14 protein-coding genes and 1 riboswitch are annotated in these 13,971 nt (G+C 67.5%); of the genes, 2 read left to right on the forward strand and 12 right to left on the reverse strand.

Annotation, left to right across the window (positions count from 1 at the left end):
• From cobA to cbiE, 5 genes are read right to left on the reverse strand one after another with little or no spacing between them, the layout of a single operon-like run.
• The gene (cobA, locus tag MTX21_RS10850; protein WP_280964794.1) at nucleotides 1-726 is read right to left on the reverse strand and encodes a uroporphyrinogen-III C-methyltransferase; all 726 of its coding nucleotides are present in this window, start codon (nucleotides 724-726) and stop codon (nucleotides 1-3) included.
• Complete coding sequence (locus tag MTX21_RS10855; RefSeq protein WP_280964795.1) at nucleotides 723-2,033, reverse strand: cobyrinate a,c-diamide synthase; 1,311 nt, start codon at nucleotides 2,031-2,033, stop codon at nucleotides 723-725. Before MTX21_RS10855 ends, cobA begins: the two co-directional genes overlap by 4 nt.
• Complete coding sequence (gene cobM / locus MTX21_RS10860; protein ID WP_280964796.1) at nucleotides 2,030-2,812, reverse strand: precorrin-4 C(11)-methyltransferase; 783 nt, start codon at nucleotides 2,810-2,812, stop codon at nucleotides 2,030-2,032. Before cobM ends, MTX21_RS10855 begins: the two co-directional genes overlap by 4 nt.
• Nucleotides 2,809-3,177, reverse strand: a complete 369-nt coding sequence (locus tag MTX21_RS10865; protein WP_280964797.1) for a cobalamin biosynthesis protein — start codon at nucleotides 3,175-3,177, stop codon at nucleotides 2,809-2,811. Before MTX21_RS10865 ends, cobM begins: the two co-directional genes overlap by 4 nt.
• The gene (gene cbiE / locus MTX21_RS10870; RefSeq protein WP_280964798.1) at nucleotides 3,174-4,355 is read right to left on the reverse strand and encodes a precorrin-6y C5,15-methyltransferase (decarboxylating) subunit CbiE; all 1,182 of its coding nucleotides are present in this window, start codon (nucleotides 4,353-4,355) and stop codon (nucleotides 3,174-3,176) included. The genes MTX21_RS10865 and cbiE overlap by 4 nt, the downstream gene beginning before the upstream one ends.
• Here cbiE and MTX21_RS10875 point away from each other — a divergent pair.
• The gene (locus MTX21_RS10875; protein ID WP_280964799.1) at nucleotides 4,354-5,100 is read left to right on the forward strand and encodes a cobalt-precorrin-6A reductase; all 747 of its coding nucleotides are present in this window, start codon (nucleotides 4,354-4,356) and stop codon (nucleotides 5,098-5,100) included. The genes cbiE and MTX21_RS10875 overlap by 2 nt on opposite strands.
• Here MTX21_RS10875 and cobJ read toward each other — a convergent pair.
• The 7 genes from cobJ to MTX21_RS10910 are packed head-to-tail and all read right to left on the reverse strand — an operon-like array spanning nucleotide 5,076 to nucleotide 12,983.
• A complete protein-coding gene (gene cobJ, locus MTX21_RS10880; protein WP_280964800.1) occupies nucleotides 5,076-5,810 on the reverse strand; it encodes a precorrin-3B C(17)-methyltransferase in 735 nt (244 codons plus the stop codon). The genes MTX21_RS10875 and cobJ overlap by 25 nt on opposite strands.
• The gene (locus MTX21_RS10885; RefSeq protein ID WP_280964801.1) at nucleotides 5,807-6,538 is read right to left on the reverse strand and encodes a precorrin-2 C(20)-methyltransferase; all 732 of its coding nucleotides are present in this window, start codon (nucleotides 6,536-6,538) and stop codon (nucleotides 5,807-5,809) included. The genes cobJ and MTX21_RS10885 overlap by 4 nt, the downstream gene beginning before the upstream one ends.
• 2 nt (nucleotides 6,539-6,540) lie before the next feature.
• Nucleotides 6,541-7,170: a precorrin-8X methylmutase gene (locus MTX21_RS10890; RefSeq protein ID WP_280964802.1), complete on the reverse strand. Its 630-nt coding sequence runs from the start codon at nucleotides 7,168-7,170 to the stop codon at nucleotides 6,541-6,543.
• Nucleotides 7,170-8,333, reverse strand: a complete 1,164-nt coding sequence (gene cobG, locus MTX21_RS10895; protein ID WP_280964803.1) for a precorrin-3B synthase — start codon at nucleotides 8,331-8,333, stop codon at nucleotides 7,170-7,172. Before cobG ends, MTX21_RS10890 begins: the two co-directional genes overlap by 1 nt.
• The gene (cobN, locus tag MTX21_RS10900) at nucleotides 8,330-11,578 is read right to left on the reverse strand and encodes a cobaltochelatase subunit CobN (protein WP_280964804.1); all 3,249 of its coding nucleotides are present in this window, start codon (nucleotides 11,576-11,578) and stop codon (nucleotides 8,330-8,332) included. The genes cobG and cobN overlap by 4 nt, the downstream gene beginning before the upstream one ends.
• Nucleotides 11,578-12,612: a cobalamin biosynthesis protein CobW gene (gene cobW / locus MTX21_RS10905; RefSeq protein WP_280964805.1), complete on the reverse strand. Its 1,035-nt coding sequence runs from the start codon at nucleotides 12,610-12,612 to the stop codon at nucleotides 11,578-11,580. Before cobW ends, cobN begins: the two co-directional genes overlap by 1 nt.
• A complete protein-coding gene (locus MTX21_RS10910; protein ID WP_280964806.1) occupies nucleotides 12,609-12,983 on the reverse strand; it encodes a DUF1636 domain-containing protein in 375 nt (124 codons plus the stop codon). Before MTX21_RS10910 ends, cobW begins: the two co-directional genes overlap by 4 nt.
• Nucleotides 12,984-13,075: 92 nt before the next feature.
• Nucleotides 13,076-13,294, reverse strand: a riboswitch (cobalamin riboswitch).
• 40 nt (nucleotides 13,295-13,334) lie between these two features.
• Between MTX21_RS10910 and cobO the strand changes: the two genes are divergently transcribed.
• The gene (gene cobO / locus MTX21_RS10915) at nucleotides 13,335-13,970 is read left to right on the forward strand and encodes a cob(I)yrinic acid a,c-diamide adenosyltransferase (RefSeq protein WP_280964807.1); all 636 of its coding nucleotides are present in this window, start codon (nucleotides 13,335-13,337) and stop codon (nucleotides 13,968-13,970) included.
• Nucleotide 13,971 lies beyond the last annotated feature (1 nt).

Genomic DNA, 13,971 nt, shown 5'->3' on the forward strand with positions numbered 1-13,971 from the left:
TCAACCAGCCTCCGCCAGGGCGCCGAACACGATGACGGCGGCCGTCGTGGCTGCGCCGCCCCGCGCGAGCTGCCTGGCCAGCTCGGCGATCGTGGTGCGCAGCAACCGCTCGTCCGGGCGACCGAGGGATTCGGCGAACAGCGCCGGTGTGTCCGGGGAAAGCCCATGCGCGATCAGCTTCGCGGCGAGATCCGGGAATGTGCGGCGGCCCATATAGACCACGGTCGTCGCCTCTGGATCGGCCAGCGCAGCCCAATTGAGATTCTTGGGCAGTTCGCCGGTGACATCGGCCCCGGTCACGAACTGTACCCGGCGCGAGGTGTGGCGCCGGGTCAGGGGAATGCCGGCCTCGGCAGCCGCGACACATGCCGAGGTGACGCCGGGGATGATCTCGTAGCCGATGCCGGCCGCGCGCAGCGTCTCGATCTCCTCTTCCAGACGTCCGAATATTCCGGCATCGCCCGACTTCAGCCGCACCACGCGCGCGCCGGTCGCGGCATAGTCGACCAACAGGCGGTTGACGTGCTGCTGCTTGGTCGAGGGGCGCCCCGCGCGCTTGCCCACCGCGACGAGATTGGCGCCGGGCCGGGCGAGATCGAGGATCGCGCCGGAGGCGAGGTCATCATAGAGCACGACGTCGGCCTCGCGCAGCCGCGCCACCCCCTTCACCGTGAGGAGTTCGGGATCGCCGGGACCGGCGGAGACGAAGGAGACGAAGCCGCTCACCGGTCCTCCGCGATCAGATGGAAGAACGTGCCCGTGGCACGGTTGCGGCGCGAGCCGGTCTCGGCAATGACTGCGCCGGTGGCATCGCGCACGACCGCAAGTGCAGTATCAGGCTGCGCGATGATGGTTGAATAGTGGAATTCATGGCCGCGCAGGCGTGCGCCGGCCCGATGCCCCGGCATTGGCGCGGCGAGTTCGGCGAGACGATAGCCCAGATGCATGCGGCGCTTTGCAAAGCTCGTCTCCAGCCCGAGCAGGCCCGTCATCTCGTGGCGGACACCGTCGGCGTCGGTCAAGGCCGTGCCCAGCACCATATAGCCTCCGCATTCGCCATGCACGGGCCGCGTCTCGGCAAAGGCGCGCAAGCCGCTGCGAAAGCGCGCATTGGCTGCGAGCTGACCGGCATGCAGTTCGGGATAGCCGCCGGGCAGCCAGCAGACATCGGCACTCGCATCGGGTCCCTCGTCGGCGAGCGGCGAGAATGTCACGATCTCGGCGCCGGCCGCGCGCCAGGCTTCCAACATGTGCGGATAGACGAACGAGAACGCGGCGTCGCGGGCCAGCGCAATGCGCTGCCCGGGCGGCGTCACACTCAGGCCATTGGTCGCCGTTTGAGGCGTCCAGGCGGCCGCCGATCGCAACACCGCATCGAGATCGACATGCTCAGCGACGAAGCGCGCAGCCTCCCCGATCAAGCCGCCGATCTCCGCTTGCTCCTCGGCCTGCACGAGACCGAGGTGGCGCTTCGGCAGGCTGATCTCGGCGTGACGCGGCAGCGCGCCGAACACGGCGATGCCGGCATCGCTGAGCGCGCGCCGCACGAGATCTTCGTGACGCGGGCTCGCGACGCGGTTGAGCACCACGCCGGCAAGGCGCACGCCGGCGCGGTAATCACGCAGGCCCGCGGCGATCGCTGCAGCCGTCTGCGCCTGTCCGGATGGATCGATCACCAGCAGCACCGGCCAGCCCATCATCTCCGCGATATCGGCGGTGGCGCCGGTGCCGCAGACGCCGCGCGCGGCGACACCGTCGAACAGGCCCATCGAGCCCTCGGCAAGCACGATATCGGCATCAGTGCCGCGACTGACCAAGTGGGCGATCATTGCGCGGTCCATGGCCCAGCTATCGAGGTTGACGGAAGCGCGCTCCGTGGCGGCAGCGTGGAATGCCGGATCGATATAGTCGGGCCCGCTCTTGAAACACTGCACCTTGAGGCCACGATCACGCCAGGCGCGCGCAAGCGCCAGCGTCAGCGTCGTCTTGCCGACGCCGGAGGCCGGTGCGGAGATGACGAGACTGGTCGTCATGAGGCCTCCGGAAAGCGCGGCTCGGGGCCGACCGGGCGATAGCGGCGGTCATAATCTGCGGCATAGAGACGGCTCTCGGAAAAATCCGCAGAGCCCAGCGTCTTGCCGACTAGGATGAGCGCGGTGCGTTCGAGCTCGGCACCGACCGCGGCATCGAGGGTGGACAGCGTGGCGCGCACGATGCGCTGGTCCGGCCAGCTCGCGCGCCAGACGATGGCGACCGGGCAGTCCGCGCCGTAATGCGGCGTGAGCTCGACGATGACCTTGTCGAGCAGATGGATCGACAGATGGATCGCGAGCACCGCGCCGGTTGCGGCAAAGGCGGCGAGCTTCTCGCCTTCGGGCATTGCGCTGGCACGGCCCGGCGTGCGCGTCAGCACCACGGTCTGTGCGAGACCAGGCAGCGTCAGCTCGGCCTCGAGCGCCGCCGCAGCCGCCGAGAAGGCCGGCACGCCCGGCGTGACGCTGTAGGGAATGCCGAGCGCACGCAGGCGACGCAACTGCTCGCCCATCGCCGACCAGATCGACAGATCGCCGGAATGCAGCCGCGCGATGTCCTTGCCTTGCGCATGCGCGGCGGCAATCTCGGCGATGATCTCGTCGAGCGACAAAGGCGCGGTATTGACGATCCGCGCACCCGGCGGGCAATGCGCCAGCACGCCCGCGGGGACAAGCGAACCGGCATAGAGGCAGACCGGACAGGCGACGATCAGGTCGCGTCCGCGCAAGGTCAGGAGATCGGCCGCGCCCGGCCCCGCGCCGATGAAATGCACCGTCATGCGCCGTCTCCTTCTGCGATCGCCGCCGTCGCGGTCCGATCCTGCGAGACCGCCCGCGTCGCAATCAGCCGCGCGCCGGGCCCGGCCGCAGCAATTGCTGCGGCCTCGGCGATCGATCCCGTACCGAATTTTTCCACGATGAGCATTGATTGGGTCGGCGTTGCGGTGCCAGCCAGGACTTCGGCCGGAATGCCCTTGATCGGCACGCCACACTCGCGTGCGAGCAGCTTGAGTGGTTCCGCGTCCGCCTTGTGGCTGACCGTTGCGACAGCGGAAAGGCCCGCGGAACCGCCGGCCGCAACCAGCGCCTCGCGAAGCGAGGCAAGCGTCACATCCGTCTTGAACCCGAGACCGGCAACTTTCATCGGACCGCGCTCCATTGCACCACCGGACGCGCCGCCTCCCAGGAGCGATAGCGGCCGAGCGGGCCGACATGCGCGATCTCGACCCGCATCAACTCGCCGCCGTGGCGCTGGTGCAACTCACCGAGCAGCGCGTCCGTCTCCAGCGTCACGGCATGGGCAACCAGCCGCGTGCCAGCCAGAATCCGCGACCAGACAGCGTCGAACATCACGCTATCGAGACCTCCGCCGATGAAGACAGCGTTCGGCGCTTCCAGCGAAGCCAGAACTTCAGGCGCCTTTCCTGTGATGACAGCAATCCGATGCGCCAATCCGAACGCCGCCGCGTTGCGGCGAATGTTCGCAGCGCGATCCTCGCGCGCCTCGACAGCGATCGCAGTTCCTCCGCCCAGTGCCCATTCGACCGAGATCGAGCCTGAGCCGGCGCCAATGTCCCACAACCGCTCGCCAGGGCGTGGTCCCAGCGCCGACAGCGCGAGCGCGCGCACTGGCCGCTTGGTGATCTGGCCGTCGTGGACGAAGAGATCGTCCGACAGGCCCGAGCTGCGGGGAATGCCCTGCGCTCCCCTCGCCTCCAGCGCCACCGCGACCACGTTGCCGGTGGAAGCGCTCGTATAACTGTCGGCGCGATGCTGCGTCACGCTTTCACTTGGTCCGCCGAGCGCGGTGAGATTCCAGAATGTCGAAGCGCCCCAGCCGTGGGCGGTCAGCCATCTTGCGAGGTCGCCTGCCGCGTTGTTGTCGCGGACCAGGCAAATGATCCGCACACCTTGCGCCAGATGCGCCACGAGGCGTTCGAATGGCGCGGCGTGGAGACCGAGACAAACGACTGATTCGAGTCGCCAGCCCAGTCGCGCCGCGACGAGCGAGAACGTCGACGGCGCGGTGTACGCGGTCCATTCGCTGCGATCGAGTTTCTCGGCAAGGCTTCCACCGGCGCCGTGCCAGAACGGATCGCCGGAGGCGAGCACCACTGTCGGACGACCGCGACGGCTCAGCACGATTTCCGCGTCGAACGGCACCGGCCACGGACGGCCGCGGCCGGTTATGCCTGCGAGTGCAAGATGACGCTCGCCGCCGAAGACGGTTTCGGCCTCGGCGAGCGCCTTTCGGCTTGCGTCCGAGAGGCCGGCAAGGCCATCTTCGCCGATACCGATGATGGTCAGCCAGGGATCAGCCATGACGCGCGCCCTCGTTCTGGGCGGAACGGCCGACGCGAGCCTGCTCGCGGCGGAGATCGCGCGCGCGGGTATCGACGCGGTGTACTCCTATGGCGGCCGCACCCGCGCTCCTGCCGGCCAGCCGCTGCCGACCCGCATCGGCGGTTTTGGTGGGCCGAGTGGTCTTGCCGACTACATTCGACGTGAAGGCATCACGCATGTGGTCGATGCGACGCATCCCTTCGCCGCGGAGATGAGCCGCAACGCGATCGAGGCCTGCAAGGATACGGCCACGCCGCTGCTTGCACTCGAACGCGCGCCCTGGGGCCGAGCGCCCGGCGACAACTGGATCGAGGTCGCTGACGTCAACGCCGCGGTCGCTGCGCTTCCCGAGGCGCCGGCTCGCGTATTCCTCGCCATCGGCCGCCAGCACATCGCGCCGTTCGCGACCAAGCCGCAGCATGCCTACACGCTGCGTTTCGTCGATCCGCCCGCAGCGCCCCCGCCCTTCGCGGCAGACGTGATCGTGTCGCGCGGACCTTTCACGCTTGATGGCGAACTCGAAATGATGCGCACGCGCGGTATCGCGTGGATCGTCGCCCGCAACTCCGGCGGCGATGGCGCACGCGCCAAGATCGACGCCGCCCGCGCGCTCGGTCTGCCCGTGATCATGATCGCGCGGCCGGAGCTGCCCGAGAGATCGCGGGTGGAGAGCGTCACCGAAGCGATGCAGTGGCTCGGTCATCGGACCTGCCTCGGCGCATAGACCCAGCGGCCAACGCGACGCGTCTGCGAATTGCCGACGATCACGAGCGTGCGCATGTCGGCCATCTCGGGTCGGGCCTCGTGCAATGTGACGGTTTCGATCCGTTCGTCTGGTGCACTGACCGCACGCGCGAAAATCACCAGGCGCTCGCCGCAGCCAGCGTCTTTCAACACGGACAGCGCGTGGCCAAATCCTTCCGGCCGGCTCACTGATCTCGGATTGTACATTGCAATGGCAAAATCGGCTTCCGCGGCGAGCCGCAGGCGCTTCTCGATCACCGCCCATGGCTTCAGATTGTCCGAGAGATTGATCGCGCAGAAATCATGGCCGAGCGGCGCGCCCGCGCGCGCCGCCGCCGCCAGCATGGCAGTGACGCCGGGTAGCACGCGGATCGGCAGATCGCGCCATTGCGGCGTCTGTTCGAGTGCCTCGAACACGGCAGAGGCCATCGCAAAAACGCCGGGATCGCCAGAGGAGACGACGACGACCTGCCCGCCTTCGGCGGCGAGACGCAAGGCCTCGCTTGCGCGCTGCAGCTCTTCGCGATTGTCCGAGGGATGCAGCTTAAGTCCGGCCCGTGGCGCCACGCGCGCGACATAGGGCGCATAGCCCAGAATGTCGGTTGCAGCCGCAAGCGCGGCGGAGACCTCCGACGTCACCACCGCGTCGCTGCCCGGCCCAAGGCCCGCAATGGTCAGCGTACCCGTCATTCGGCGCTATCCATGAAACGTCCCTTGCCGTGCACGAGCACGATCGCGAAGTAGGGACACTCGGCCGCATCGACGTCGGCGAGCCGCGCGACCCGCTCGCCCGGCATGGTGCCGCGCTCCACCAGCCAGGCATCGTCGAGCCGGCCGGTAGCGGCGAGCGCGCGGTGCACTTTCTGGAGATTGCGGCCGGTCTTCATGATGACGAGCGCATTGGAATCGCGCATGCGCCGTTCGAGCTCATCCTCGGCCAACGTGCCCATCAGCACCGTCGTGACGTCGTCGCCGAGCGCGATCGGCTGGCCGACAGCGTTCCAGCAGCCGACCATGCCGGGAATGCCGGCGATCACCTCGATCTCGACACGACCTTGCAGGCGCGTATGCAGATGCATGAAGGAGCCGTAGAAGTAAGGATCGCCTTCGCAGAGCACGACGACATCGACAGCGCGAGCAAGCCGCGCCAGGCGCTCCGCCCATTCGTCGTAGAAACCGGCAAGGAGCCGAACATATTCTGGACTGTCGAAAGCGATCTCGGTGGTGACCGGATATTCCATCGGATACTCGGTCACCTCAGTTGCAAGCATGCCCTCGACGATGCGCCGCGCCTGGCCGGGCCCGCCCTTCTTGCGGAAATAGGCAACGTGCTTCGCCGCCCGCACCATTCGGTCCGCGCGCACGCTCATCAAATCAGGATCGCCGGGACCGAGACCGCAACAGATGATGCGTCCCATCGCTATTCGCTCCGGCTCGCCAGCGCGTTCACGGCAGCAACGGTGATCGCCGAGCCGCCGAGGCGGCCCTCGACCGTCAGCGCCGGTGCCGGCGGATCGGCCATCAGCGCGGCCTTGGATTCGGCGGCACCGACGAAGCCGACGGGACAGCCGATGATCGCTGCTGGCCGCGGACAGTCGCGATCCTCCAGCATGTTGAGAAGATGAAACAGCGCGGTCGGCGCATTGCCGATCGCAACGATCGCACCATCGAGATGCGGCCGCCATAGCTCCAGTGCCGCGGCCGAGCGCGTGTTGCGCATGGATTGCGCGAGCGTGGGAACGGCGACATCGCCGAGCGTGCAGATGACGGCATTTCCGGCGGGAAGTCGCGCGCGCGTAATTCCCTCCGAGACCATGCGCGCGTCGCACAGGATCGGCGCGCCATTCTTTAAGGCAGCCCGCGCCGCGGTTGCCATGCCCGGCGTGAAGCGGATGTGCGCCTCGAGGCCCACCATGCCGGCGGCATGGATCATCCGCACCACGACCTGCTCTTCATCAGCTGTGAAGCGGGCCAGATCCGCCTCCGCGCGGATGGTAGCAAAGGATTGCCGATAGATCGCCGCGCCATCGGTCTCATAGAGATGCGGCATCAGTGGCCTCCCAACAGAATGGAAGGATCACCGACGATGTCGGCGCCACTCAAGCCGCGCAAGACCGGCTCATCGCGCGTCGAGCCGTCGCGGACGAGATCGAATCCGGCGCGGGTCGCCACCAGCGTAACCGCAGCCGCGCCGGAATGGGCGCAGCCCTTGGCGCAGCCGGAAACATGAAGCCGGGTGTCGGCAGCGATGCGCGGCGCGAGTACCGCCGCAAGCGCCCGGGTGTCGGCATGCGCCTCGCGGCAGCGCGGCGCGCCGCTGCAGGCGATGACGCGCAGCGAGGGATCAAAGGCGTCGGTGATGAGGCCCGCCGCGCTCGGCATCTCCCGCTTGCCTTCGCTGAGGACCATTCGCCATGGCGTCATGCGCAGCGCATGTCCACAATCGGATAGCTGATGCAGCGTCGTGTGCGGCAATTGCCCGAAGGCGATGCCGACCAGCGCGCCTTGCGGATATTGGCCGGGGCGCGCCGCGGCCGTGATCGGCGCGGGCTCGGTCTCGCCGCCCAATGTCCCGGGCAATGTCACACCACGCGCGAGATGAGTGGCCATGCGCCCTCGCCCGCCCTTGATACCGCCGGAAGCGATGAACCATTCTGCCAACGCCAGCGCCGTCGTCACAGCTTGTCCACGCGTAACGGACCGACCGAGCTTTGCGCCGTCGGCCCGTACCAAAAGCCGGCCCACGCGGTCGCGCTCGATGCGCACATCGGCGGAATCGCCGGCGAGCACGCGCGATGTCCCATCATCGATAGCGAAGCCGAATTTTGTCGGAAGCTCGAGCGCGCTGTCGGCCAGCGCTTCCTCCAGCTCCGCAGCGAGCGCCTGCGTCTCGTCGCGATTGTCCCAGAACGGTGTCACCAGAATATTGCGCCGCGATTCCGTCGCCTGATCGGGGTCGAGCAATCCCAATCGCGCAAGCCCATCGAGCAGCGGCCCATGCCCCCGTTCATCGACGCCCCTGATCTGGAGATTGGCGCGGCTCGTCACGTCGATCAGGCCATTGCCGTAACGCCCGGCGAGATCGGCAATGCCGACAATTTGTGTTGCTTCGAGCCGCCCGCCGAACGGGCGGATGCGGACCACAAGGCCATCGCCCGACTGCATCGGCCGAAGCGCGCCGGGACACCAGCCCTTGATCGCGACCGCGCTCATGAGGCCTCTCGCAGCGCCGCCGCGATCGAATTGCGGCGCGTTTGCCAGAGCGACGCCTCATGCAGGCGCGTGAAGCATGCCTCCATCGCAGCCAGCGCCGCCGGATTCTCGCGCGCCATGAAGGTGCGGACGTCGTCATTGCCGAGCGTCGCGTCGAAGTAGAGATCGAACAGATGCGGCGGCACGGCGCCGGCCAGATGAGCGAAGGCGGCCATATGCTCCAGCGTCGCCGTGATCTCGGCGGCGCCGCGAAAGCCGTGGCGCATCATGCCGGCGATCCAGGCCGGGTTGGCGGCCCGCGCACGCACCACACGCGAAATCTCCTCGGTCAGCGTACGCGCATGCGGCTGCTCGGGCCGCGTTGCGTCGAGATGATAGAGCGATGGCGCGGCCGCGCCGAGGCGTGCTGCGGCTGCCGCGACGCCTGCTTCATGCGCGGCGTAATCGGCGGCGAGCAAGAGATCAGTTTCCGGCAAGTCCTGAACGTGAACGAACGCATCGGCGGCGGCAAGCCGCGCCTCGATGCCGGCGCGATCGGGCTGCATCGCGCCATCGGCGGAGAACGCCCAGGATGAAGCCGCGAGCCAGGCTTCGCCTGCGGCCTCGCGCGTATCGGGCGTGAAGACATCCGGGATCGACGATAGGCCGACGCCGTATTGTCCGGGGCGCGGCGCGAACACGCGGGCCTCGCAATGGCGATACGGATTCTCATCGCCCTCCTCCTCGCGCGCGGAGAGCGCCTCGGCTGCGGCCTCGAACATTTGAGCGAGACCTGAAAACACGTCCCGGAACAGGCCCGATACACGCAGCGTGACGTCGATGCGGGGACGGCCGAGCTCGGCCGGTGCGATGATGTCGTAGCCAGTCACACGCCCAGAGGCGTGATCCCAGCGCGGCGCAAGGCCGGCGAGATGCAGCGCCATAGCAAACTCCTCGCCTGCGGTGCGCATCGTTGCCGAGCCCCAGAGATCGACGACGAGCCCTTTCGGCCAGTCGCCGTGATCCTGCAAGTGGCGGCGGAGCAGCTCTTCCGCGAGCTTGATGCCTTGCGCATGCGCCGACGGCGTCGGCACGGCGCGCGGATCGACCGCAAACAGGTTACGCCCGGTGGGCAGCACGTCCTGGCGGCCGCGATAGGGCGAGCCCGACGGCCCCGGCGCGACGCGTTGTCCCGCAAGCGCGGCGCGCAGCGCGTCCCGCTCCGCATCGCCGCAGGCGCCGCGGCCGAACACGTGCAGCCCGTCGCCGAACTGACTTTCCTTGAGGTCGCAGACGAAGCGATCGATGCGCGGGATTGCTTCGGCCGGCGCAGCCGCGGGGCTCAGGCCGAGATCGTCCTCAAGCCCGGCGGCGCGGGCTTCGTCGCGGATCGCGGCGATCAACCGCTGGCGGCGGGCGGGATCGAGACCATCGGCCGTCGAATATTCGTCGAGGAGCCGTTCAAGCCGGCGCAAGCCTTCCGGCACCGCGGATTGCGCGAGCGGCGGCGGCAGGTGGCCGATCGTGACGGCAGAGATGCGCCGCTTGGCCTGTGCAGCCTCGCCGGGATCGTTGACGATGAAGGGATAGATGACCGGCAGATCGCCAATCAGCGCCTCCGGCCAGCAGCTCAACGACAGTGCGACGGATTTTCCGGGCAGCCATTCCAGCGTGCCGTGCGCGCCCATGTGCACGACGGCATCGATGCCCTGCTGCCGGAGCCAGAGATAGAACGCGACATAGGCGTGGCGCGGCGTGCGGGCGAGATCGTGGTAGTCAGCATCGCGCGTGCTCGCCTCACCGCGCTCCGGCTGGACGGCGATGATCGACTTGCCGCATGCAAGGCCAGCAAAATGGAACGCGCCGTTGCAGCAGCTTGGATCGTCTTCCGGCGCGCCCCAGGCTTGCGCGAGATCGTCCTGCAATTGCTGCGGAAGACGCGAGAGCGCCGCGCGATAGTCGGCAACGCTGCAGGTCAACTGCCGCGTCAGAAGGGTCTCGCCGAGCGCGTGCGCCGGCGAGACGTCGAAGCCGGTCTCAGCAAGATCGAACAATAGCGCTTCGACCGAGGCGAGCGCGTCGAGACCGACCGCGTGCGCGATCTGGTGCGGACGACCCGGATAATTCGAGAGCACGATCGCCAGCCGCCTCGTACCGGCCGGCTTCTCCGCAAGCTGCCGCCAGGCCGCAACACGTGCGGCAACCACATTCACGCGCTCTTCATCCGCACGATGAGCAAGATGGGAGAATTGCAGATCGTGATCGCGCGCAGCGGCCGATTTGAAACTCACCACGCCCGCGAACAGGCGGCCATCGACCTCGGGCAGCACCACATGCATCGCGAGGTCGCCGGGCGACAGGCCGCGCAGCGACTCCGACCAGTCCTCCCGTCGTGCCGTCGAGAGCGCGACCTGGAACACCGGGCATGAGGCTGCATCGAACGGCGTCGTGCCGTCATCGCCCGCCGCGGAGAACGCCGTCGCATTGACGATCGCCGCCGGAGGGCTTTGCGTAAGATGCGCGCGCAGCCAATCCGCAACGCCCGCAGCCTTCAGCGAGACGACGAACACGCCAAAGGCGTCAAAGCCCTGCTTGCGCAACGCCGCGATCAGGGCATCAACGGGACCGGTGTCCGCGGCGGTGAGATAGGCGCGATAGAAGGTCACAAGCGCGCGCGGCTTGCCGTCGGAGCCAGGGGGCGCCGCGATCACGCCGCGTACAGGATCGTAGAACCCCATTTCGGGAACGTTCATTTCGCCGACGACCGGCCCGGCATAGAGACCCGAGGCCAGCGCAAGCTGCGCGATCGCGGCTTGCGCTGCGACCGGACCGCCGGTGTCGCAGAGCACCTTCAGCCGCCGCAGCGTCGAGACCGGCAGGGTCGAGTACGCATCCAGCCGCGTATCGTCTCGGCCGTCGGCCGGCAGCACCGCCAGCACGATGTTACGGTCCTTTGCCAATTGGTGAAGGGCCGCGAGCCCGTAGGACCAGTAGGATTCACCGCCGATCAGGCGCACCAGAATGCCGCGCGCCTGCGAAAGCGTGCGCTCGATATAGGTATCGACCGAGAGCGGATGACGCAGCTCCGCAAGATTGGCGAGCCGCAGCGACGGCAGGCTGTCGCGGCCGCGCCGCCAGCCGGCCGCGAATGCGGCAAGATCCGAGTCCGAGAACGAGAGCACCACGAGATCGGCCGGGTCCTGGCCGATGTCCCTTGGCGTCGCGGTCTCCTCCAGACCGCGGCTCTCGCGGAAGACGACGTGCATCAGATACCAAGTCCTGCCCTGATTGCGGCCTCGTCGATATCGCCGTGTTCGCCGATCACGACCAGCTTCGACTGCCGCGCGCCCGTGCTCCAGGGCTTATCGAACTGGTGCCGCACGCGCTCGCCGACCGCCTGCAGCAACAGGCGCATCGGCTTGCCCGCGACGGCGATATAGCCCTTGGCACGCAGCACGTTCTGCTCACGCGCAAGCTTCTGGATCGATGCGACCAGCCCGTCGATATCCCTGACCTCCGGAAGATCGATCACGACGGAGGCAAAGTCGTCATGCTCGTGCTCCTCCTCGCCATCATGATGCGAGGGCCGCGCGGCGAGATCATTCTCCGCGGCAGCACCCAGGCCGAGGATCACGCGCACGTCGATCGCGCCATCTGTGACCGGCAGCATCGGCACGCGGCGCGGCATCTCGGCCAAGATCGCCGCCTTGGCTGCCTCGAGGCCTGCGGCGCCGGCAAGATCGGCCTTGGTCAGCAGCACGATGTCGGCGCAGGCGATCTGGTCCTCGAACACCTCCGACAGCGGCGTCTCGTGATCGAGATTTTCATCCGCCGCACGCTGCGCTTCGACCGCGTCGGGATCCGGCGCGAAGCGGCCGGCTGCGACGGCCTCGGCATCGGCGAGTGCGATCACGCCGTCGACCGTGATGCGCGAACGGATCTCCGGCCAGTCGAACGCCTTGAGCAGCGGCTTTGGCAGCGCCAGGCCCGATGTCTCGATCAGGATGTGATCGGGCTTCACGGGCCGCGCCAGAAGCTGCTCCATGGTCGGAATGAAATCGTCGGCGACGGTGCAGCAGATGCAGCCATTGGCGAGCTCGACGATATTCTCTTCCGGGCAGTTCGCATCAGCGCAGGATTTCAGGATCTCGCCGTCGACACCCTCGCTGCCGAACTCGTTGACGAGCACCGCGAGCTTCTTGCCGTTGGCATTGCTGAGAAGGTGCTGGATCAGCGTGGTCTTGCCGGACCCCAGAAAACCGGTGACGACCGTAACCGGCACTTTTGCGAGCGAGTTCATTCGGCGGCCTCCGGCACGACGGCAATGGGGGGAATACGGGCAAGCGACTGCTTGCGGAAGATCTCGGGACGGCTGCGCCAGGGTACGATGCCGTCAGGCGCCGCCGCATAGGCCGTGGCACCCGCGACCACATCGCGTGCGTTGGCATCGGACAATCGGCCATAAACATAGGACCAGCGGCCGGGCGCGCTCAGCGCCACCGAGCAGCCCTGGCTGCAAGCCGAAAGACATTCGACGGGAACCACGGTGACGCCCTCGGGCACACCGGCGTCGAGGATCGCGCCATGCAGGCGCTTTCCGGGCGTGACTTCGCCCTCGGCGAGCGTCTGGCCGGCACGGCAGGTGATGCAGACATGAAGCGTGACGGTCATCGCCCCTTCCACGAAAGACGGCCGGAGGCGATGAGGCGCACGAGCCGTTCTGGCGAAGGCTCGTTTCCCCGTCGCGGAACACCCCGTCCGCCGGTCTCAAACTCCGCGCTGGCAGGTCTCCCGGCTTGCGGAGCAGGGTTTGTCCCTTCGATCCCCGCCTTCCCGATCCCGGGGGATCAGTGGCTTCGGGCATCTCTCCGGTCACGGTCGCGGGGGCGGCTGCATTTTGGGCTCAAATCTTGCCGATTCGCGCCCTATCGCATTCCCTCTTCGCCTGTCGTAGGACAGGAACCAACGCGGGCCCACCATTTGCCCATGGCCGCCACTTGTCAAGCCGAAGGACCCCGTCCGATGACGCCTGAACCCGATACCCGAACCACCGAGGACACCGACACACGGCACGCTGCGAAAATGGCGAAAATCAAGGTCGCCCGCGACAAGATCATGGCGACCAAGAGCGGCGAGAAGGGCCTCATCATCGTCCATACCGGCGCCGGCAAGGGCAAGTCCTCGTCGGCCTTCGGCATGATCGTCCGCTGCGTCGCTCATGGCTTCCCCTGCGCCGTGGTCCAGTTCATCAAGGGCGCCTGGGATACAGGCGAGCGGCGGCTGCTCACCGGCCATTTCGGCGATCTCTGCCAGTTCCATGCGATGGGCGAAGGCTTCACCTGGGAGACGCAGGACCGCGCCCGCGACATCGCCGCGGCACGCGCCGGCTGGGAGAAGGCGAAGGAGCTGATATCCGATGAACGGCTGCGCATGGTCGTGCTCGACGAGATCAACATCGCGCTGCGCTACGACTATCTCGACATCGCCGAGGTCGTCGATTTCCTGAAGACCTCGAAGCCGCCGATGACGCATGTCGTCCTCACCGGCCGCAACGCGAAGGACGAGCTGATCGAGATCGCCGATCTCGTCACGGAGATGACGCTGGTTAAGCATCCGTTCCGCTCGGGCATCAAGGCGCAAGCCGGCGTCGAGTTCTGAG

It is taken from the genome of Bradyrhizobium sp. ISRA430, assembly GCF_029909975.1.
Classification (GTDB): Bacteria; Pseudomonadota; Alphaproteobacteria; order Rhizobiales; family Xanthobacteraceae; genus Bradyrhizobium.